Annotated in this window: 20 protein-coding genes and 1 riboswitch; of the genes, 18 read left to right on the plus strand and 2 right to left on the minus strand. The window is 37.3% G+C overall.

Annotated features, from left to right (window positions below; all coding sequences use genetic code 11):
- The first annotated feature begins 310 nt into the window (after positions 1–310).
- The 18 genes from AMS59_RS00865 to AMS59_RS00955 all read left to right on the plus strand — a co-directional run bounded on the left by AMS59_RS00865 (position 311) and on the right by AMS59_RS00955 (position 19,761).
- The gene (locus tag AMS59_RS00865) at positions 311–1,495 is read left to right on the plus strand and encodes a C40 family peptidase (RefSeq protein WP_304438244.1); all 1,185 of its coding nucleotides are present in this window, start codon (positions 311–313) and stop codon (positions 1,493–1,495) included.
- Between the two features lie 618 nt (positions 1,496–2,113).
- Positions 2,114–2,662, plus strand: a complete 549-nt coding sequence (locus AMS59_RS00870) for a hypothetical protein (RefSeq protein WP_053481880.1) — start codon at positions 2,114–2,116, stop codon at positions 2,660–2,662.
- A gap of 447 nt (positions 2,663–3,109) precedes the next feature.
- Positions 3,110–3,655: a glutathione peroxidase gene (locus AMS59_RS00875; protein WP_053481881.1), complete on the plus strand. Its 546-nt coding sequence runs from the start codon at positions 3,110–3,112 to the stop codon at positions 3,653–3,655.
- A gap of 290 nt (positions 3,656–3,945) precedes the next feature.
- Positions 3,946–4,148, plus strand: a riboswitch (cobalamin riboswitch).
- 176 nt (positions 4,149–4,324) lie between these two features.
- Positions 4,325–4,867 carry a hypothetical protein gene (locus AMS59_RS00880; RefSeq protein ID WP_053481988.1) on the plus strand — a complete coding sequence of 181 codons (543 nt, stop codon included), beginning with the start codon at positions 4,325–4,327 and terminating at the stop codon, positions 4,865–4,867.
- A 1-nt stretch (position 4,868) separates the two neighbouring features.
- Positions 4,869–5,831 (plus strand): cobalamin-binding protein, encoded by a 963-nt coding sequence (locus AMS59_RS00885; RefSeq protein ID WP_053481882.1) that lies wholly within the window; start codon positions 4,869–4,871, stop codon positions 5,829–5,831.
- Between the two features lie 286 nt (positions 5,832–6,117).
- Complete coding sequence (locus AMS59_RS00890) at positions 6,118–6,885, plus strand: tyrosine-protein phosphatase (protein ID WP_082337334.1); 768 nt, start codon at positions 6,118–6,120, stop codon at positions 6,883–6,885.
- Positions 6,886–7,082: 197 nt separating this feature from the next.
- Positions 7,083–8,468 (plus strand): MATE family efflux transporter, encoded by a 1,386-nt coding sequence (locus AMS59_RS00895; RefSeq protein ID WP_053481883.1) that lies wholly within the window; start codon positions 7,083–7,085, stop codon positions 8,466–8,468.
- On the plus strand, positions 8,468–9,304 hold the full coding sequence (locus AMS59_RS00900) for a putative RNA methyltransferase (protein WP_053481884.1): 837 nt from the start codon (positions 8,468–8,470) through the stop codon (positions 9,302–9,304). The genes AMS59_RS00895 and AMS59_RS00900 overlap by 1 nt, the downstream gene beginning before the upstream one ends.
- A gap of 79 nt (positions 9,305–9,383) precedes the next feature.
- Positions 9,384–9,992 carry a 1-acyl-sn-glycerol-3-phosphate acyltransferase gene (locus tag AMS59_RS00905; RefSeq protein WP_053481885.1) on the plus strand — a complete coding sequence of 203 codons (609 nt, stop codon included), beginning with the start codon at positions 9,384–9,386 and terminating at the stop codon, positions 9,990–9,992.
- A gap of 159 nt (positions 9,993–10,151) precedes the next feature.
- Positions 10,152–10,616 (plus strand): low molecular weight protein-tyrosine-phosphatase, encoded by a 465-nt coding sequence (locus AMS59_RS00910; RefSeq protein WP_053481886.1) that lies wholly within the window; start codon positions 10,152–10,154, stop codon positions 10,614–10,616.
- Between the two features lie 290 nt (positions 10,617–10,906).
- A complete protein-coding gene (locus AMS59_RS00915) occupies positions 10,907–11,626 on the plus strand; it encodes a YebC/PmpR family DNA-binding transcriptional regulator (RefSeq protein ID WP_053481887.1) in 720 nt (239 codons plus the stop codon).
- A gap of 275 nt (positions 11,627–11,901) precedes the next feature.
- A complete protein-coding gene (locus AMS59_RS00920; protein ID WP_053481888.1) occupies positions 11,902–13,644 on the plus strand; it encodes a methyl-accepting chemotaxis protein in 1,743 nt (580 codons plus the stop codon).
- A gap of 84 nt (positions 13,645–13,728) precedes the next feature.
- On the plus strand, positions 13,729–14,304 hold the full coding sequence (locus AMS59_RS00925) for a YdcF family protein (RefSeq protein WP_053481889.1): 576 nt from the start codon (positions 13,729–13,731) through the stop codon (positions 14,302–14,304).
- A gap of 74 nt (positions 14,305–14,378) precedes the next feature.
- On the plus strand, positions 14,379–16,076 hold the full coding sequence (locus AMS59_RS00930; protein WP_053481890.1) for a M3 family oligoendopeptidase: 1,698 nt from the start codon (positions 14,379–14,381) through the stop codon (positions 16,074–16,076).
- 236 nt (positions 16,077–16,312) lie between these two features.
- Positions 16,313–17,395, plus strand: a complete 1,083-nt coding sequence (locus AMS59_RS00935; protein ID WP_053481891.1) for an AI-2E family transporter — start codon at positions 16,313–16,315, stop codon at positions 17,393–17,395.
- Positions 17,396–17,406: 11 nt separating this feature from the next.
- Entirely contained in the window at positions 17,407–18,030 is a 624-nt protein-coding gene (locus tag AMS59_RS00940) for an NUDIX domain-containing protein (protein ID WP_053481892.1), read from the plus strand.
- Between the two features lie 422 nt (positions 18,031–18,452).
- On the plus strand, positions 18,453–18,917 hold the full coding sequence (locus AMS59_RS00945; RefSeq protein WP_053481893.1) for a hypothetical protein: 465 nt from the start codon (positions 18,453–18,455) through the stop codon (positions 18,915–18,917).
- A gap of 232 nt (positions 18,918–19,149) precedes the next feature.
- Entirely contained in the window at positions 19,150–19,761 is a 612-nt protein-coding gene (locus tag AMS59_RS00955) for an alpha/beta hydrolase (protein ID WP_053481895.1), read from the plus strand.
- A gap of 53 nt (positions 19,762–19,814) precedes the next feature.
- On the opposite strand, the gene AMS59_RS00960 is transcribed toward AMS59_RS00955, so the two are convergent.
- Both AMS59_RS00960 and AMS59_RS00965 read right to left on the minus strand, forming a co-directional pair.
- The gene (locus tag AMS59_RS00960; RefSeq protein WP_053481896.1) at positions 19,815–21,926 is read right to left on the minus strand and encodes an MMPL family transporter; all 2,112 of its coding nucleotides are present in this window, start codon (positions 21,924–21,926) and stop codon (positions 19,815–19,817) included.
- A 112-nt stretch (positions 21,927–22,038) separates the two neighbouring features.
- Positions 22,039–23,055: an inorganic phosphate transporter gene (locus tag AMS59_RS00965; RefSeq protein ID WP_053481897.1), complete on the minus strand. Its 1,017-nt coding sequence runs from the start codon at positions 23,053–23,055 to the stop codon at positions 22,039–22,041.
- Between the last annotated feature and the right edge of the window lie 11 nt (positions 23,056–23,066).

Genomic DNA, 23,066 nt, shown 5'->3' on the forward strand with positions numbered 1-23,066 from the left:
TAAAAATGCTCTTGAGAAATATTACAAAAACATTACAAAACAAATAATGGGTCTAATGGTAAAGTAGTTAAAAACGTTGTTATGTAGAATAAAACGGTATTTTGTAGAATATACAAGGATATACGTGAATGTTACAAGAATGTTTCGAGTTTTACTAAACGATTAAAAAGACGTGAAATAGTATAAAAGTTATGCTAATAATGCTAAACTTTAAAAGGCTAATAAAATATAAGAATAAACAAAAGAAATCGTTCCAGTGATTACATTAAAATACTAAGAGCGAAATTGACTAGTGAAGGGAAAGAATAACGTGGGTAAGCGCAATAAATGGCGTAAGTCGATGGTGCTAGCATTAGCACTAGCTGGCGGCTTATTATTTAATACGGTTCAACCAACAGTAGTGCATGCAGAAGAAACATCTCAACAAATGATTGATAAGAAAGCTAAAATAGATAAAGAGGTTAAAGAGCTTCAAGACGAATTAACTAAATTACAAAAAGAGATCGATGAAAAAGTAAAAGTATTTAACAAAGTACAAGCAGATATTAAAGAAGTTGACGCAAATATTGTAGATACAAAAAAACGTATTGAGCAACGTTCAGCGATTTTAAGTGATCGTATGGCTGCATACCAAGCTCAAGATAATACTGTGGGTATTTATTTAAGTGCTGTTCTTGAATCAAAAAGCATTGCAGATTTAATGGACCGTGTCGTAGCGGTAAAAACATTAATGGATGCTGACCAAGAATTAGTAGATCAACAAGAAGCAGATAAGACTAACTTAGAGAAACAAAAAACAACATTAGATGAAAAACAAAAAGAGCTTCAAAAGCAATTCCAAGAGCTTCAACAAAAGGAAAGCGAAATGGAAGTAAAAAAAGCTGAAAATGAAGCGAAATCTCTTGCATTAAAAGCACAAATTGCAACGAAACAAGAAGCAGAACGTTTAGAAGCAGAACGTAAAGCAGCAGAGGAAGAAGCAGCTCGTTTACGTGCACTTCAAGCAGCTACTCCAGTTGTACAAGCAACAGACAACAACGGTAACAATAACAATACCGACAATAGCGCTAACAACAGCAGCAATGCGAACAATGGAAAATCACCACAAAAAGTCGTTATCGGTTCTGGAGCAGGCACTGCATCTTCAGGTGATGCTATTTCAACTGCAAAGCAATTCCTAGGCCGTAGCTATGTTTGGGGCGGAAGTAACCCATCAACAGGATTTGACTGTTCAGGTCTTGTACAATGGTCTTACAAACAGGCAGGCGTATCTTTACCACGTACAGCATCACAACAATATTTAGCAACACAACATATTTCAGCAAGTGAAGCAAGTGTAGGTGACCTAGTATTCTTCAGCTATGGTTCAGGCATAGCCCATGTAGGTATTTACTTAGGGAACAACACGATGATCGATGCTCAAAATAAAGGTGTTGTCATTGAATCACTTGATTGGTGGAATCAATATTTAGTAGGCTTCGGTCGTATTCAATAAGCCCTACTATTATATAGACGATTTAAATAGCGAAAAGGTCATCTTTGTGAAAAAATTACAAAGATGACCTTTTTTATTTTGGATGAGTATTAGAGTTTAGCCCATAACCAACTGATTAAAATATTACTTCGTACAATGCTATATTTAAGATCATGAGAGTAAACTCATCACGCAACCGATATGGTAATCCATTAATTTAGGGTCGACTACTCGACGAATAATGAGTAAAATAACATCTAGGATGAATAAATTTACATAAGTAGATATATTTACTACAATAGCCCTAATACTGAAATGACAATAGGGCCGAGAGAAGGAATATCACTAGTTATCCATATAATGATTGCCATCGTAATTGTGTATTTTGGTTGGATTTTAAAAGAAGGCCAATAAGTGTGACACCTCCAATAATAATGCTAACGTGTAAAATGTATCTTTATATAAATGAAAGAAATGTTCCCTTGCATGTTGAGACTCATTTCTGATAATTTTGAAATATACAATACGGGAGCTTGCTTTAAATTAAAATTATTGCGACTTTCATTTCGTAGTAGTGAAGACAACACATATAAGTACACCATTTTTTACGTTCTGAAACAATAAAGGTAGGGATGAATCATGGAAAAAAAGATTTTGCAACTTTTTAGTAATTTAACAGAGCGTGACCTTGATATACAATACAAATCATACGAAGAATTAATGAAAATTATGCAGGAACCAGTTGATTGGACATATTCAGTTTGGGAACAACTTGTTCAGGCTCTTACATACAAAAACGAACATGTGCGTGCAAGTGCTGCGCAATTTTTATGCGCATTGGCAGCAAAAAGTGATCCTGAAGAAAGAGTATTAGAGGACTTCTTAAAGATTTGGGCAGTAACGTATGATGAAAAAACAGTGACTGCGAGGCATACTTTACAGGCAATTTGGAGAATAGGTTTAGCAGGGCAGGTACAAAGAGATTTAGTCGTTTCATATTTGGCGAAAAGATTTCAAATATGCTTAGACGAAAAGCACCCGACATTAATACGCTATGATATTATTGTATCCTTTAAAAAGCTATTCGATGCAACGAATGACCCGAAACTACTAAAAATTGCGGAGCGTTTAATTGAGGAAGAACAAGATGTTAAATGCAAAAGAAAATATATGAAAGCCATCCATTAAAATTCGTGGAATGGCTATTTTTTTGTGAAAATTCTTTCGTTAATAGAGAAATAGTTTATAATATATCCAGGCGTGTTGAGTAGGAAAAAATAGGTTTATTCTTGACCAATAATAGGATTTTTTTGTTGGAATTTCGCTAATGTATGTTGATGCCCTTAGCGGAAAATACTGTCTTCTAAAATGGTTAATAACACACCTGATAATAGTATGAAAAAGGTTCATCACTAAAAGTCGTGGATGACTTTTGATAAAACATATACTATGTAAATAAGTTGATTGGAGTGGAGACTGGGCGACTCCTTGGGGATTAGCGTCACAGATGAGACCCTGGAGCGAGCAGCGCGAGTGAAGCGGCTCATCGGACGCCCCCAGGAAAGCGCCCAGTCGGAACGGAAATCAACCACACGTTTTGGTGATGATCCATGAAAAAGTAAAAGGAGTTAAATAATGAGCATTTATAATTATTTAGTAAAGAAGCCAAATGGTGAAATATTATCAATGGAAACTTATCGAGGGAAAACGCTGTTAATTGTTAATACAGCAAATAAGTGCCGTTTTACATATCAATTCGAAGACTTACAAAAAATGTATGACAAATATGGGAAAGATAATTTTGTCGTATTAGGTTTTCCTTGTGATCAATTTGATCATCAAAATCCTGAAGATGGCGAACAAACTACGCACCTTTGTAAAATCAACTATGGTGTAACATTCCCAATTTTTGAACTGGTGCAGGTAAATGGAAATGCGACACACCCATTATTCAATTATTTAAAGCACGAGATAGATTATCGCGAATTTGGCAAGGCAAGTATGCAGGAAAAAATGTTAGCAGAAGCAATTATCCAAATTGCGCCTAGTTTTTTAGACGGTCGTAATATTCGCTGGAACTTTACGAAATTTTTAATAGATAAAAATGGTAAAACAGTTGCCCGCTATGAACCTACAGATTCACAGCTTGATATTGAGCAAGCTATTGAAAAAATCTTATAAAACCTTGGATCAATGCTAAAATCCGTTTTTGATTAAAAGAGTTGGTTGATAAAAGCATATGGAGGGAGGATTAGACTAAGTTTACGGAAAGCGTCCTCCTATAGTTTATATGTGTAGTCAAGTACATAATTTTGTGAAGAGCAATAACTTTAAAACTCATGAATTCACAAGAAATGGTTTTCTATAGCTATGTAGACAAAGGGCTTACTATTGTTCGTATTCATTTGTCTTCCGTTCATTTCAAAGCTATTTTTTCCTATCAATCTATGTTAAACTGCTTTACAAGTGAATAATTCTTGCAGAATAAGGGTGCTGAACTATAGCATATTCGGGAATTCGGTGAAAAACCGAAGCTGTTTCCGCAACTGTAAGTACAGGAATCATAAAGATATACCACTGTCGAATTATTTGATGGGAAGGTTTTTTTATGACTCACGACGTGATTGAATGAACTGTACAAGCCAGGAGACCGACCTTTGTTTGAACGTATAGATAACTCTTCGGAAGCTAGGAGAATATGCGGCAAATACATAGGCTATGACGTGTCTATACGACACACTATTTATGTTATTTTCGTTGTTTCCTTAGGCGTGGGAACAGCGTTTTTTTATGGGCACCGGATGGGCTATAAAGTAAGAATTTTTCATGAAGGAAAGCGGGGACTTAGATTTGAAAAAAGATGCACGTTATTCTTGTTATCCATTTATGCATGAAAAGGCATCAACGGTAGATTTTGAAATTCGAACGGATAGCCTTACAACACATATTGGCGTCGCTGTGGCAGCGGTAAAAAAGGAAATGGTAGAGGTAGTAGCAGATGATTTACTTGCCATTTTACCAATGGCTTATCATGTAAATGGCTCAGTACGAGGTAAATTAGCGGTAAACGAAGATGATTTGGCTTGGCTAAGTGATCGCTATGATTTCTATGTTAGTCATGTTAAGGATGAAATACAAAACTTTGTCTTACCTCATGGAACAGAGGTCGCTACTGCATTACACTTATGCCGTAGTGAAGCGAAAAAATCATATCGCGTATTGCATAAAGTATCTGAAGAACGCGAAGTACCGGCTATTCTCTTTGATTATTTAGGATTGCTAGCCAATGTATTTTTTGTAATGGCTGTCTATATGAATCAGCATGCTGGTATTGCTGAAATACCGTTTATTAGTAAGTCATACCCGATGAAAAAGAAAAAGGAGAATCAATGAAATGAAGAAAATGTTTAAGCTACAATGGCTTTCTGTGCTGATGCTGGCACTCGTATTAGTTGGCTGTGGCGCAAAAGAAGATACGAATAAAGAGACTACTTCAAAAGAAGATCAACAAGTTGAGAAAACTAGTTATAAAGTTAAAGATGACCGTGGTGTAGAAGTAGAGTTTGCAGCAGTACCTAAAACTATTGTTTCCTTACAACCGAGTAATACAGAAGTTCTATTTGCTCTAGGTGTGGGTGATAAAATTGTTGGTGCAACTGAGTATGATACGTATCCAGAAGAAGCGCAAAAAATTGAGCGCGTTTCTGATTCTGTAAAATTCAATAGTGAGCGTATTTTAGCGTTAAAGCCAGATGTCGTTATTGCCTATACAACTGGAGGCGATGAAGAAAATTTAAATGCCTTAAAAGGTCTCGAAGATGCAGGTATTAAAGTGTTTGCCATTCAATCAGCTAAATCATTTGATGATGTTTATGGGGATATCCAACAAATCGCAACAGTTATGGGAATCAAAGATAAAGGCGACAAGTTAAATGAAGATATTAAAGGTAAAATTGCAGAAGTCCAAGCGAAAGTCAAAGATGTGAAAGAACCAAAAAAAGTCTATTTAGAAATTGGTCCAAAGCCAGACATATATACAGCTGGTTCGGGTACATTCCAACAAGAGATTTTAAATGCTGCAAATGTTAAGAACGTCTTTGCTGACCTCAAAAGCTGGGCAAAGGTATCTGAGGAAGATATTATTGCGAAAAATCCAGATGTCATTTTAACAACAGTAAACTATGTGAAAAACCCAACGGCAGAAATCCTTTCTCGTGACGGATGGAATTCAATCACGGCCATTCAAAATAAAGCGGTTTATTCTATAGATACTGATATTTCAAACCGTCCAGGTCCGCGTATTGGCGAAGCTGTTGAGTTAATAGCAAAAGCAGTATATCCTGAATTATTTAAATAGTTTATATCGAAAAATAGTATTTTGGAGCTGCCCTTTATATCGAGGGCAGTTTTTTTTTGGATAAGAAGGAGACTTACTCCGCTTTGATGAAAAAGTGATCGGGTAAAGCGGAAAACTGCTCGGGTAAACGCTCACCCGCTCCGCCTAGATAAAGAAATGCTCAAATAAATCCCCTTATCGCTCTCTAAGTAGTGTATGACATTACCTAGTGTGAAAATTGGTATTATATCGAATTGTTCTATAAAATAGAAATAAGAATGCTTGCTAACAGAGGGAGGTGCAGTGAGTGAAACAGTTTGATATGAAGATTACTCCATTTGAGGCAGTCTATAATTTTCGGGATATGGGTGGTTATAAGTCGAGAGATGGGCGTGTTATTAAGAATGGTTTGATTTATCGTTCAGCAGCACTTGGTAAAATGACGAAAGCAGATAAGGAGCTATTTGAAACGCTAGGTGTGAAAACAATTTTTGATTATCGAGACAACCATGAGGCTCAAAATAATCCTAATCCGGTATTCCCGTATGCCAAGTATATTCAAATACCAGCAAAGGGAAATCACGCTTTTGAGATGCCTACAAATACTGGTGGAAAAGATTTTTATAAGGTTGTAAGCACGGAGATGTTCAGAGAATTTTATGCACAAATGCCTTTTAATAATGCCTCGTTCAAGGAGTTAATAGTAACGATTCAACATCCTGAAAATTTAGGGCTTGTTCATCATTGTGCAGTCGGGAAGGATCGAACAGGTATTGGCAGTGCACTTATTTTACTTGCTTTAGATGTACCTGAGGAAACGATAATGGAGGACTATCTAGATACAAATGTACATCTACGTCCCTTAGTAGAACGAATGGCTCAGACGATTCAGCAAGATTATAGCGATCGAGAATTACAGCAATTTTATGCCTTAATGTCTGCCCGTGAGGACTATTTACAAGCAGCATTTGACGCAATGGATAACCGATATGGCTCTAAGTCGGCTTTTTTAGAGCAAGAATTTGGCTTAACAACAGAAAAACGTAAGCAATTGCAGGACCATTGCTTACTATGATAAGAAACCAGAAACCCTTTCACATAAATTTGTGAGAGGGATTTTTTTTGCGTATTATACTAGCTTTACGCAATCTTTACTTTACACCCTAAAAATCTATGATAAGATACTATATATTTTCATCCCGTGTTAACAGGCCGTAATTTAACTGCCCGTAAAATCTATCTTTATGAAGCGTAAAGGAGAAGTGAAAAGTATTGGCAGATACATTAAAAGAAAGTGATATACAAGAGACAAATAAGTTAAGTTTGTTCCAATTAACGTGGCCGATATTCTTAGAAGTATTTTTATTTATGTTAATGGGACTAGCCGATACATTTATGCTCAGTGCTTTATCAGACAATGCTGTATCAGGAGTTGGTGCAGCCAATCAATATATTCATATTGCAATTTTAATACTTGAAGTAGTTGGTAATGGTGCTTCCATTGTTGTATCTCAATATTTAGGTTCAAGGCGCATTTTTGAAGCTGCGAAGATTTCCGCTTTAGCAGTAACGATGAATTTGGTCGTTGGACTTATGATGAGTGTCTTATTTTTCTTCTTTTCAAGTCATTTAATGACCATGATGAACTTACAGGGGGAAGTGCTTAAATACGCTCAAAGCTATTTAATAATTATAGGAAGCTTTATTTTTTTACAGGCAATTATAAATTCATTAGCAGCGATTATCCGTGTACATGGATGGACAAAACAAACGATGTATGTATCACTAGGTATGAATGTGCTACACGTTGTATTAAACTACGGTTTAATCTTCGGTAATTTAGGATTACCAGAGTTAGGTGTAAAAGGGGCGGCTATTTCCTCAGTTATAAGTCGTGGATTAGCAATTCTCGTGTTTTTCTGGCTGTTTTATCAAGTCATGGAAGTAAGAGTGAAGCTAGAATATTATTTCGAGTATTCAAAGGAATATGTTCGGAAAATATTAAATATAGGCTTACCGTCAGCATTTGAGCAGGTGCTTTATCAGTTTTGTCAGATTGTTTTCCTTTATTATGCAACGTATTTGGGCTCAGAGACACTTGCTGCAAGACAGTATGCCATGAATATTTCGATGTTTACGTATTTATTTGCGATTGCAATCGGGACAGGCACAGCTATAATCATTGGGCGAAATGTCGGCGCTGGTAAAAAAGATCGAGCTTATCATCAGCTTTGGTCAAGTGTACGAGCCGCTTTCGCTTTTACGATAACTATGGTTGCTGTTGTGACGATATTCCGTAAGCAACTTATGCACGTTTTTACTGATGATCCAGAGGTCATAGCCATCGGAGCATCTGTCCTAGCATTAAGCATTCTGCTTGAAACAGGGCGTACGATGAATATTGTAGTTATTAACTCATTACGTGCCTCAGGGGATGCAAGATTCCCGGTGAAAATCGGTTTCTTATCAATGGTATGTATGAGCCTCCCGCTCGGCTACTTGTTTGTATTTGTTTTACATTGGGGTTTAGTAGGTATTTGGCTAGCGATTTCGGCAGATGAATGGATGCGAGCCATTATTGTATACTTTAGATGGAGAAGTCGTAAGTGGGAGCGTTTCGTACTTGTTTCACCTACAGAACTGAAGGAGGCAAATTAATGGGAGCACTTTCTAAAAGAGCTGCAGGGGCAGCGTTAATGGATAAAAATATAAAGCTTTTTGCTTGTCCGATATGTCAGGAGTCAATGGATGTTTTTGAGCAAGGTAGATTAGTATGTTCCTCGAATCATTCTTTTGATATAGCTAAGCAAGGCTATGTCAATATGCTGACACATGGTGCTGTTTCTAAGTACAGTAAAGATCTCTTTGAATCTCGAAAAGCGGTTATTGATAGTGGAATCTATGATGTAGTAGAAGATAAAATCGGAGAGCTAATTGCTAATGCAGAAACCGTGCTGGATACAGGTTGTGGTGAGGGTTCACATTTAGCCCGTATTATGGAGGGTCAAAAAGGTAACTGTATTGGCATTGGTATTGATATAGCGAAAGAAGGCATACTTGCTGCATCCCGACATTACCCAGAGCAAATTTGGTGTGTTGGTGATTTAGCGAAAAGTCCATTTGCAAGATCAAGCTTCGATGCCATATTAAATATTTTATCGCCCGCCAATTACGAAGAATTTAAACGGCTATTAACTCACAATGGTTGTGTTGTGAAGGTTGTCCCTCAAAGCAGGTACTTACAGGAGCTTCGAGCACAATTATATGCAGATTCTACTAAAGAGTCGTATTCGAATGAACAAATAGTTGCTCGTTTTAAAGAAAGCTTTGCCGATGTTAGTGTGGAGCGTATAACTTATACGGTACCGCTAGCTACAGAGCTTGTACCGGCACTGCTTGAAATGACACCGATGGGCTGGCATAAAAAAGAGGAAGCCAATATCGAGTTAAATGAAATTACGATTGATGTTGATATATTAGTGGGAAGAGTCTAGTTATTTCACATACAATTGCAGTATACTGGTCTTTTCGATTACAATGGGAATAACTATTGAATAAGGTAGGAATGAAACAGTGTATAAATTTATAGCAAATCTTGTAAAAGTGATATTAAAAATAACGGGCTCAAAGGCGCGTGTATATGAGGAGCAAAACTTACCGAAGGAAGGTGGGTTTATTATTGCATGTACACATACGGGTTATGTTGATATTTTAAATCTTGGAGTTTCAATGTTTCCTCGAGAAATTCACTTTATGGCTAAAAAGCAGTTGTTTGATATAAAAGGTCTTGGCTGGCTAATTGAACGATTAAATGCTTTTCCGGTTGATCGTGACAATCCGGGACCAAGTGTTATTAAAATCCCTTCACAGTTATTGAAAGAGGGTAAAATCGTAGGGATTTTCCCATCTGGTACACGAAATGCTGAGGGTTCGGATTTAAAGCAAGGTGCGATTACAATAGCGCAACTGTCAAAAGCGCAAATTGTACCAGCCGCTTATGTTGGTGCGCGTAATGCTGGTGATGTCTTTAAACGTGGAAAGGGTTATCTAATTTATGGCGAGCCATTTTATGTAACGGGTAAGGGTAAAGAAGGGCGCGAGGAATTTACACATCGCCTTGAGCATGAACTGCTGGCTTTAACAGAGGAATTAGAAAAGCGAATTGTAGCAGAAAAGAAATGACTTAGAAAGCACTCAGAATCAAGTTGATTTTGAGTGCTTTATCTTCATGCAACAAATGTTTTCTGTGCGAAAGCGAAGCTAAAGGAATGAATTGTGCTTGCACAATTCAAAATCCGGACGCAATTACTAAGGCGAAATTGATTGTAGGAGGACATAAATATGATTCGAGTGCTTTTTGTATGTTTAGGTAATATTTGTCGCTCGCCAATGGCTGAAGCGGTCATGCGTGATTTAGTAGAGAAAGAGGACTTGAGTAATAAAATTGAAGTGGATTCGGCTGCAACTAGCTCTTGGCATATTGGTGAACCTCCTCACAGAGGTACACAAAATAAGCTAAAAGAATACGGCATCTCAACGGAAGGGATGCAAGGACGACAATTACAAAAGGTCGACTTTGGAAATTTTAATTATATTATTGGTATGGATGAAAGCAATATACGTAATATTCGAACGATGCTTGGCAATCCTGATTCTCCAAAGATTTTTCGCTTTTTAGATTTAACGGACCATCGAAAAGACGTGCCTGATCCATACTATACAGGAGATTTTCAAGAAACCTATGATCTAGCTTTAGAAGGCTGTCATGCACTATTAGAAAAAATCAAAGTAGAAAACCAATTGTAAAGTGGCTCTAAGTGAAACAATATTTTGGGATTATCACTGTTGTTGTTTCCGTTCCGACTTGGGGCGTCCGATGAGACAAATGGCATCCACAACTTTTGGTGATGCAACATTTTTTTACAATTAATGCTTAATAAAGTAACCTTAAACATTGGCATATCTAGCTTTACAAGCATCATTTATGTTATTATTTGCAGAGTAAAGATACGATACGTATTTAATTACCATTTACAGATGTGCAGCTGCGCATCTATGATTTTTATAAACTTATATATTGAAAGAGAGTGGAAACAATGGGTCGTAAGTGGAACAATATTAAAGAAAAGAAAGCGTCTAAAGACCAAAGCACAAGTCGTGTGAATGCAAAATTCGGACGTGAAATTTATGTGGCAGCTAAATCAGGCGAACCAGATCCTGAGTCAAACCGTGCCCTTAAAGTTGTTCTTGAACGAGCAAAAACATACAGTGTTCCTAAACATATTATTGAAAAAGCAATTGATAAAGCGAAGGGTGGCGGCGATGAAAACTTCGACGAATTACGTTATGAAGGTTTCGGTCCAGCTGGTACTATGTTAATCGTTGATGCTTTAACAAATAATGTTAATCGTACTGCTTCTGATGTACGTGCTGCATTTGGTAAAAATAATGGGAACATGGGTGTCAGTGGATCTGTTGCCTACATGTTTGATTCAACAGCGGTTATCGGTTTAGAAGGTAAATCAGCAGATGAAGTTCTTGAAATTTTAATGGAAGCAGATATTGATGCTCGTGATATTCTAGAAGAAGATGAGGCTGTCATTATTTATGCAGAGCCAGACCAATTCTTTGCTGCACAAGAAGCACTAAAAGCAGCTGGCATTCAAGAATTTACAGTAGCAGAGCTTTCAATGCTGCCACAAACAGAAGTAGCATTAACTGGTGACGACATTGCGAAATTTGAAAAATTAATTGATGCATTAGAAGATTTAGAAGATGTTCAAAACGTTTATCATAATGCAGATTTAGGCGAATAATATAAACATATGAAACCAGTAGCAAATAAAGCTACTGGTTTTTTTTATTAGGGCACATTCTATGTATAAGCTGATTGGAGTAGTTGCCATGACACCACAAGGAAAGCGCTCAGCCGGAACGGAAATCCCCCCACGTTATGGTGATGAAGTATATTTGGGTAAAAAGGAGAATAATTAATACTTAAATTACGTTTTACCCATTGTGAAAAGTTTAAAATCATAACATAATATAGATTAATAGTCATGGTTAATGAAGAGAAAAAGGGGGCTAAAGCATGAAGTTTTCACGTTCAATCCAGGGGAAACTAATTATCATTTCATTAGCATTATTAATTATTCCTAGTTTAGTTATAGGTTTGGTTAGTTATAGTAAAGCGAAAAAAGGTATGGAGAATATAGGCGAACAAGTTATCAAAAATAGTGTTCAATCTACTTTGCAATTAATCGAGCTTGCAAATGAGAGTGTTAAAAGGGGCGACGTTCCTTTGGAAGTTGCACAGGAACGGGTGCGGGAGGCACTTCTAGGGCCAAAGGATAGTGAAGGAAAGAGGCCAATTAATTATCCTGGAGACTTAGGGAAGAATGGTTATATATATGTTTTAGATGATAAAGGAACATTAACAACCCATCCGACTCGAGAAGGGGATAGCCTTTGGAACGACAAAGATAGTAGCGGCAATTACTTTATTCGGGAAGTAATCGAAAAAGCACTTGCTGGTGGAGGATTTACACAATATGAGTTTGCGCTACCTGGTCAAGATGTATTAGCTCCAAAAATCATTTATTCTGCAAAGGACCCTAATTGGGGATGGATCGTTGCATCGGGTACATATATGCAAGACTTTAATAAAGAAGCTAATTCATTATTACTCGTTATCGGTATTACATTACTAGGTGCTATCATTATTGGTACAGTAGTTGTCATAATGGTTTCTAGACATTTGGCTTTACCAGTGCAAAAATTATCTAAACGCGTACGTGAGGTAGCGAAGGGGAATTTAACTGTAGAAATTGAAAATCTACAACGCTCGGATGAGATTGGTCAGTTAAATGAAGGCTTTAATGAAATGGTTGATCAACTGAAAACATTAATTACAGATGTAGATGAAGCTATTGTAGAAATTCAATCGACATCTGCAAATTTAACATCTGTGGCAGAGGAAACAAACGCTTATGGAGATGAAATAGTAAAAGCGATAAATGAGGTCTCAGACGGCGCAGTAAAGCAAGCTTCAGATGCTGAGGATACGAATAGAACTGCCATCGATTTTGCACAGCAGATTGAAGTATTGCATGACAAAAATGAAGTAATGCTTGATGCGTCTCAACATATGAAGCGATCAAATCAAGAGGGACTAATAAATTTAAATGGCTTAAAAGAGAAATCACATGAGTCTTCAGAATTGATTAATAATGTTCATGCTGTATTTAATAGCTTAATTGTGAAAGTGAGAGAAATTGAAGGTATTGTTGGTACCATTACCGAGATTTCTGATCAGACGAATCTACTCGCATTGAATGCATCAATAGAGGCAGCTAGAGCTGGTGAGCATGGCAAGGGCTTTGCAGTTGTTGCTGAGGAGGTACGTAAGCTAGCGGATCAAACATCTGTAGCAACTGAGCTAGTTCGTACAACCTTAAAGGGAATTGAAAGTGAAACGAATTTAGTGAACGATGAAATGAAGAAAACAAACGTTATTGTTCGTCAGCAAAATGATTCGGTTGCCATAACAGAGTCATCCTTCAAGGAAATTGAATCGTCCGTAGAGAAAATTATTTCAGTTATTGGGGAAATGACTGCAGGAGTAGAATATTTGAATAGTTCAAAGGATTACATTATGCAATCTATCGAAAGTATTGCAATGATTAGTGAGAAAAATGCTGCTGCATCAGAGGAAGTAACGGCATCCGTTGATGAACAGCAGCGTGCCATTCAGCTTGTAAGTGAATCTTCCAATGATTTAACAGATGAAATAACAGCGTTACAGGAATCTATTAAGCGCTTTATATTAAGATAATCAATCAAGGATGTTTGTACATAATTCCAGTACAGCATCCTTTTTTTTGTCTAAACGTTAATAAAAGGTAAGGGGGGATCAATCGTGAAAAAATGGGTAATAAGATTAGGGGTTATACTACTTGGTATTTGTAGTGTTGTTTATATTTGGCTCGGCGAGGAGATGAAACAAGGTGTCCAGCCGGCTGCAAATGGAACAGCTACAAACATGATCATCCTGGGAGCGAAGGTAAATCCGGGTGGAGTTCCATCGCTTTCTTTGAAAAATAGATTAGAAGAGGCTGTAAAGTATTTGAAAAAGTATCCGCATGTGAACGTAATTGTGTCAGGTGGAAAAGGGGGAGATGAAGATCGGACAGAGGCTTCTGTCATGCTTAAATATTTACAGGACAATGGCATTGATACTAATAGAATATTAGTGGAAGACCAATCTACTTCAACTTATGAGAACTTACTATTTTCTAAAGAACTTTTGCCTAAAGGAACTAAGAAAATCACGATTCTCTCTAATGATTTTCATTTAAAGCGTGCAAAATATTTAGCTGAGTCTTTAGGTTTTGAAGTAGATGTCGTTGCGGCAAAAACGCCAAAATCAGTGGAAATAAAGTTAAATCTACGTGAAAGGGCAGCATTATTAAAAACATATATAATTGGCTATTAAATTGTTTCTTAATAAGATAGATTTGGCATATAATAGAAATATAACGGGGTATATGACAGGAAGAGGGGATTTCTATGAAAACGTTTAAAGACTATGAATACAGCCGTCCGAATATCGAGGCAATGAAAGAGCAACAATTATCCTTAATTGACCAATTTAAAAATGCTCAAACGATGGACGGGCAAAGTGACATAATTGAGAAATTAAATGGATTGAGTAATGACTACGCTACAATGGCGAACTTAGTGTACATTCGTGCTTCGATTGATACGAATGATGAATTTTATCATGCAGAACGCGATTATTTCGACGAGGTAAGCCCTGAGCTAGAAGATGTAACAACAGAATATTATAAAGCACTAATTGCTTCACCATTCCGTGAGCAGTTAGAAGAAAAATGGGGTCAGCAATTATTTGATTTAGCAACTTATCAAATTAAAGGCTTTTCACCAATAGTCATTGATTTAATGCAAAAGGAGAATAAGCTTGTTTCAGAATACAATAAACTAGTTGCTTCTGCGCAAATTGACTTTAATGGTGAAACATTAACACTTGCACAGCTTGGACCATATGCGGAGTCTACTGATCGTGCAATGCGTAAGGCGGCAACAGATGCACGCTTTGGCTTTTTTGCTGACCATGAAGATGAATTTGATCGACTTTATGATGAGCTTGTCAAGGTGCGCCATGAAATCGCTACTAAATTAGGCTATAAAAACTATGTTGAGCTAGGTTATATTCGAATGAATCGCATTGATTATAATGCAGATATGGTAAAGAAATTCCGTGACCAAGTTCGTGATTTAATCGTACCAATTTCCACAAAATTATATGAACGTCAAGCAAAGCGTATTGGTATTGCTGATCTTAAGTTCTATGATGAAGCATTGAACTTTTTATCAGGAAATGCTACACCAAAAGGCGATCCGGAATGGATTGTTGCGAACGGTAAAAAAATGTATGAAGAGCTATCACCTGAGACTGGTGAATTCTTCAATTTTATGATTGACCATGATTTAATGGACTTAGTGGCGAAGAAAGGTAAAGAGAGTGGTGGTTATTGTACATTTATTGAAAACTATCACTCACCATTTATCTTCTCGAACTTTAATGGTACTTCTGGTGATATCGATGTGTTAACACATGAAGCTGGGCATGCTTTCCAAGTCTATTCAAGTCGTAACATCGGCATCCCAGAATATTTATGGCCAACATATGAATCTTGTGAAATTCATTCGATGAGTATGGAATTTTTCACATGGCCATGGATGGAGCTATTCTTTAAGGAAGACACAGAAAAATATAAATTCGCTCACTTAAGTAGTGGCTTGTTATTCCTTCCTTACGGTGTTGCAGTTGATGAGTTCCAGCATGTGATTTATGAAAATCCGAATATGACACCAGCTGAACGTAAAGCTGCGTGGAAAAAAATTGAGGAGACATATTTACCACACCGTGACTATGATCATAATAGCTATCTAGAAGCAGGCGGTATATGGCAACGTCAAGCGCATATTTATGCAAGTCCGTTCTATTATATTGATTACACGTTAGCACAAATTTGTGCATTCCAATTCTGGAAACGTTCACGTGAAGAATTTGAAGCTGCCTGGAAGGACTATACTCATTTATGTGGTTTAGGCGGTTCTATGTCCTTTACGAAGCTTGTAAAAGAAGCAGGCTTAATTTCACCGTTTGAGGACGGCTGTGTTGAATCGGTCATTGGTGATATTGAAGATTACTTAAATTCAGTAGACGATACAAAATTATAGACTACTACGTTATGCAATATTAGTGAAAATTCGCGACACTCCTGTGGGAAGCAATCCGTCCGAGCTTTCTCAGATGCTATAGCATTTGAGGGGCTTGCGGGATTGCCCGTAGGAGGGTTGTGAATTTTTTAAATTTCAAAAACTCTTTTGTTTTGACAATAAATAATAGAATACTTGCGAAATGGTTAATATATAAGTAGTATTTACAGTATCTGTGATAAAAGGAAGTGAAGAAAGTGACGAGGAAGGTTTGGTTTCAAGTAGGCGTAGGGGTTTTACTTGCTCTACTAGTCATTAAATATTTTATAGAGATTCAATGGATTTTTTCGCCCCTTGTTATTATTTTAAAGGCTATTTTTGTACCTTTGTTGCTTGGCGGTGTTTTGTATTATGTTACGGAGCCGATTCAAAGGTTTTTAGAGAAGAAGCTTGAATTTCCGAGATGGGCAAGTATATTAACGATAGTCATTGGACTAATAGCGCTTGTTGGTGGCTTTGGTTGGATCGTGGGTAATCCGATTTCAGTACAGGTAAATAATTTAGTGAAAAATATACCAATGATTAGTGCTAGTATTCAGGACGCAGCTGATTATGTGTTTAAAAACAAGGATAACTTCCCGCCACAGTTGAAAGATTTTATCGACAATATGGCAAATTCTGCGCAGCATTTTGCCGTTGTGGCAAGTAAGGGATTAGTATCGTTTTTACAATCAGTTGTATCAGTTTCTTTATTAGCTATTTTAATTCCATTTTTCTTTATTTTTATGTTGAAGGATCATGAAAAATTTGCGCCGTCAGTTTATAAATATTTTAGTGGTGAACGTCGTGAATGGGTGAAAAAAACGTTAAGTGAAATTGATAGTGTTTTACGTAACTATATTCAAGGGCAGCTGCAAATTAGTTTTTTACTAGCACTCATTATGTATGTCGGGTATTTAATTATAGATCTAGACTATTCGTTGCTACTTGTTATATTCGCGTTCTTTATGAATATGATTCCGTTTATTGGACCATGGATCGCCTTTACCCCAGCACTGATTGTGGCTATTGTTCAGGATCCAGTGTTAGTCATATGGGTATCTGTTGTCACACTCGTGGCGCAGCAAATTGATAGTAACTTTATAACTCCTAATGTAATGGGGAAAACTCTCGATATACATCCGTTAACTGTTATTACAGTTATTTTAGCAGCAGGTAATATTGCAGGCTTCATCGGAATTATCATTGCTGTACCATTTTATGCAGTATTAAAAGTGATCGTATCCAATATTTATGATGAACGTAACGTGATTAAGAAAAAGGTTACGAAGTCAGTATAGGAGTCGGAAAAATGGAACAAGAAATTGTGAAAGTTTTTAATGAACAGCATGAACAGATTGGGACAGCAACGAGAGCAGAGGTACATGAAAAAGGACTATGGCATGAAACATTCCACTGTTGGCTAGTTAATGAGGACTATATCTATTTCCAAATCCGTAGTGCACAAAAAAAGGACTACCCTGGCTTGCTTGATATTACAGCGGCGGGGCATCTATTAGCCGAAGAGACAGTAGAATCAGGAATTCGTGAAGTGAAGGAAGAGCTAGGACTCGATGTCAACGTACACGAATTTGTTAAAATGGGCATGACATCTTGTAGCATCGTTTCGGAAAACATGATAGATAATGAATTTTGCCATGTTTTTATATATCCATTCAAGCATGATTGGGAATCATTTGAACTGCAGTATGAGGAAGTGTCAGGGGTCGTTCGAGCAAAACTTGATGAGGCAGAGGCATTCTTTTTAGGAGAAACAGCTACTCTGAATATTGAAGGCTATGAATATTTCCCAGATGGTCAACGAGCGAAAGTTGTGCGCCCAGTAAGTACAGCACAATTTGTCCCTTACCGCGAACTATACGTTGCCCATGTTATTCAGTTTGTAAAAGATAAAATGTTTAATAAAAGACAATAATTTGTGAGGGGTGTCTGAAAAAGCTCATCATAAGAATTTTAGTATAATTGTAAAAGGTAAAATCCGCTTCTCTTTCTGTGTATAAAGGTATGAGCCGCATCGGTGTGCTCTTGCTTTATCCGCAGGGAGTTTTAAGTGGATTTTTTCACCTTTTATATTAGTTAATTATTAGGCTCTGGCTTTCGTAAATATACTACTATTTTTGTCTCATCATCAAAAGTTAGGGTTATTATTTTTTAAAGCGTATGCTATGTGAATAAGTTGATGGAGAATGGACGCCCCCAGGAAAGCGCCGGAACGGAAATCAACCTACACGTTATGGACATCAAACTTTACCTTTAGTACTACCTATTTTACTTCGATATAACAGGAAAAATAAGTTATACTGTAAGGTAGATTGAATAGAAAAGGAGCATTTTTATATGCTAACATTTGAACAAAAACAAAACATCATTGAATCATTCCCTGGACTTACAAAAAAGGAAATTTCATTAAAACGCTTGAATTATCATTTTATGGATAGTCTTTATGAAAAGACAATTGTTGTGGAAAAGCTACACCCAAATGGTAACGGCTTTGTCTTTGTTGGTGACTTATTGCGCTATGAGGAAGAAGCAAACGATAAAGGCCTAGTGAATATTCGCGACTACGATGAACAACAGCTTCGTGTGATTATTGAAGATGCCATTCAATATTTATCGGAAGAAGAAGAGGAGCAAGGGCCAATCGAAGAGATGTGGCAAAATCGTGAAGGTATTCAATTAATGCTAGCTTGTGAGCAACGTTCTTGGAATGTTTATCATGGTGAAAATTTAGAGGAAGCCTTTGGCACATATGATGCTGCGAAAGAATATTTACTAGAAGAGGGCTTTCGTAAAAAGAAATAAGTAATACGGGGGATCATAACAAATGAATGGGAAAAAAATAGTGGGAATAGTTATTGTTGTTGTTATAGCGGTATGTTTATTTTCAGTATTTTCGATTACGAATTTTTACAAAAACCATAAGGAACAGCCAAATCTAGAAAATCGAGAAATTAATAAGTCAAAGAGCTTGAATTTAATTTTGCCACAGGCTACAATTATCTCGAATTCAAGATAATTGAGAGGTGGACTGTAAATGCAGCACGTTTTTCATAAAGGAACAAATGAAATAAAACCAACTCTTTTACTGTTACATGGTACAGGTGGAAATGAACAAAGCTTAATGGGTCTTGCAAAGGAAATTGATGATACAGCAAGTATTTTAAGTGTCCGTGGAAATGTACTTGAAAATGGTATGCCGCGCTTTTTCCGTCGATTAGCGGAAGGTGTTTTTGATATAGAGGATTTAATTTTCCGTACGAAGGAATTAAATGACTTTTTATTAGAGGCAGCACAGCAGTATGGCTTTGACCGAAATCGAGTTGTTGCTATCGGCTACTCTAATGGCGCGAATATTGCTGCTAGCCTATTATTCCATTATGAGGATGCTCTAGCAGGTGCAATACTGCATCATCCAATGGTGCCTAGACGTGATATTGAATTGCCTAGACTTTCTTCGATCCCTGTCTTTATCGGTGCTGGAACGAATGATCCCATGTGTACCGCTCAGGAATCTGAAGACTTAGAGGCGCTTTTAACGTCAGCGGGGGCAGATGTGACAACTGTGTGGTTTAATTATGGCCATCAGCTTACAATGCCTGAGGTAGGAGCAGCAAAAGAATGGTACGACCGTATTTATTCAAAATAAGAAAAAATCCGCAACCTTTGTGAGGGAGAGTTCACAGAAGGTTGCGGATTCTTTTATTTTTGCTTCTTTGCGAAAGGTAGCCACCAATTCCAATCCCCTAAGAGCTTCATAAGACTTGGAACGAGCATGAGACGAATAATCGTTGCATCGATGGCAACTGCAATAGCTATACCAACCCCAATTTGCTTCACAGGCATCACATCAGTAAAAGCGAATGCCCCTGTTATAACAATCATAATAAGCGCTGCTGACGTAATGATACGGCTTGTAGAGGTAAGACCATCAATCGTGGCACGTGTATTATCCGCCCCTTTTTGATATTCCTCTTGAATACGTGATATTAAAAAGACTTCATAGTCCATACTTAAGCCGAATACAAGACAAAATACAATTACTGGGATTATAAGGACGATTGTACCTGCTTCAATACCCAAATGCCCGTATTGGAAAATATAGACGAGAATACCGAAGGCCGATGAAAGTCCAATGATATTCATAATAATCGCTTTCAGTGGGATTAAAATAGAGCGGAAAGCGAGCATTAAAATAAAGAACGTTGAAACGATAATAATGGCTACAGCCAAGAAAATTTTACTAGAGATTTCATCAAAAATTTCTTGATTGAATTTCGCATGACCTCCGAGAGCGAAGTCGACACCTAAATCTTTATCTTTCCATGTCCGTGCGAATTGTTGAGCAGTAGTTGATGATCCGGCTGCATCCAATGTAATTGGGATAAAGAGTTGTGTGTCCTTTGAAAACGTATTTAAAACTGGCTTTAATTGTTCTGCCACTTGAGGAATTTTCAAAGAAGCCGTCAGTTCCTCAGGAGACTTAATGTTAGCCGTCGTATAAATGGTTGATACATGACTCACTAGAGGGTCATCAAGTAATTTTTCTTGAATATTGTAAATAAGCTCTCTTGCCTCACTATCTTCCCAACCTTCCTTACGCTCTGCTAGTAAATATAAAGTTGAGGTATCACTAAGTCCAAACGTTTTGTCTAATTGATCATAAGCTGTACGTGCATCATATTTTGTCGGTAATGAATCCACCTGAGGAATTGTAAGTTTAATATCCTTCAATGGCATCATACCAATACCTAGTAATAATAAAGCCACAATAATGATGGTCACTGGATGCTTCATGACAAAGCCGGCAAAACCACGCCAACGATTTGCTCCACCAGGCTTTACACGTAATAAACGCCATTTATTTAGGCGATCTCCTAATAGCATCATCGTTGCAGGTAGCAAGGTTAAGCCAGAAAGTACTGCAATTAATACAACAATTGTGCCTCCTAAAGCGATATTGTGAAAAATTTCAACGTCGATGACAATCATCGCACCTAAACCGATCATGACACAAACTGCAGAAAAGATGATAGAACGGCCAGCTGTCTGTATAGCCGTCTGAATAGCCTGTACAATGGATGAATGGGCACGTTCTTCACGATAGCGGTTTATAAACAACAAGGCAAAATCAATGCTTAATGCAAGTCCAAGCATTGGTACTATATTTAACACAAAAATCGATAAATTGACATTACCGCTAAACAAAGTCAAAATTCCAAACGCAGTTACAACAGTAACAACGCCGATAATGATAGGTAAGATTGACGCTACGACAGTACCGAAAGCAAGTAATAGCACTATGATAGCGATTGGTAAGCCTATTGCTTCCGCTGATGCTAAATCCTTTTGACTTGCTGTATTGATGTCTGCTGAAATAACAGGACCGCCTGTAATGCTCACACCGTCATTTTCTATTAATGAACGGATGTCTTTCACAACATCGGGTAGGTGATCAACATTATTTTTAATATGAACCATGGCATAAGCTATACCATTTTTTTGCAAAGAGGGATCATCAAGCGGTGACTGGATGGAATGAATCTCCTTTATTTTTTTTAACTTTTTTAAAGTTTCTTGAATTTTTTTATCGTCAGCTGGATTGAAGACGACCAAAATTGTATCAGAAGGCAAATCAAAGGTTTTTGCTAGTTCATTTGTTACGTAAGTATGATCTCCTTTAACGAAGAAACCGTCTCCATGAAGCTTACTTGGAAGTTGTATGGCGAATATAGCCATGGAAATAAAAATTACGAACCATAAAGCTACGATAGCTTTAACGTGGGTTGTTATAAAAGTTGAAAAACTTTTCATAGTAGGTACGATCCTCCTTTTAAAATAGTGTAAAGGATGTGTCGCATTTTGTCGTGTGACAATGTAAAGACTCCTGTCCAACAAGGAACAGGAGTCTTAGTATGCAATCAAATTAAAAGAATAGGGATAACAAAAAGTAAACAATAGCTGCCATAACTGCTGAAATGGGCATTGTAATAACCCAAGTAGTGACGATTTTACGCGCCATTCCCCAGTTTACACCACGAACACGCTGTGCAGAGCCGACGCCCATGATAGAGGAAGAAATAACATGTGTTGTTGATACTGGTAGGTGAATTAATGTAGCACCGAAGATAATGGATGCAGAAGCTAAATCTGCTGCAACTCCGTTTACAGGACGGATTTTCATGATTTTACCGCCGACTGTTTTAATAATTTTATAGCCACCAATAGAGGTACCAAGCCCCATTGCAGTTGCTGCTGCAGCTCGTATCCAAAAAGGAATTTCATCTCCTGTATGCAAACCACCAGCGATTAACGCCATGGTCATAATCCCCATTGCCTTTTGTGCATCGTTTGTACCGTGTGTAAAAGATTGAATGGCGGCAGTGAAAATTTGCAACGTACGGAAACCTTTATTCGTACGATATAAATTTAAGTTTTTAAACCATAATTTAAACAGCGTCATCATAATAAAGCCAGCGCAAATCGCAAGGATTGGTGATAATACTAGGGCCATGATGATTTTAGTAAAACCGCCATAGTTTAGAACTCCGAAGCCAGCAGATGCAACTGCTGCACCAGCAATGGACCCAATCAGAGTGTGTGAAGAACTCGATGGAATACCGAAATACCATGTTAGTAAGTTCCAAATAATAGCCGAAATTAATGCTGCTAAAATAACGACTGAGCCTGTCGTGTCTCCTTGAAAGGCATTTAAAGCAAATGGATCTACAATATCCTTAGTTAGAGCCTTTGCAACACCGACGAAAGTAATAGCTCCGATAAAGTTCATCGTCGCTGCCATCAAGATAGCTACGCGAGGTTTCAATGCTCTAGTGGAAACTGAAGTTGCGATAGCATTTGCTGTATCATGGAAGCCATTGATAAAGTCAAATGTTAGGGCAAAGATAACGACCAGTACGGTTAGAATAATGATTGTGTTCATTGTAAGTGCCC

The sequence above is a fragment of the Lysinibacillus sp. FJAT-14745 genome, assembly GCF_001275675.1.
Taxonomy (GTDB): Bacteria; Bacillota; Bacilli; order Bacillales_A; family Planococcaceae; genus Lysinibacillus.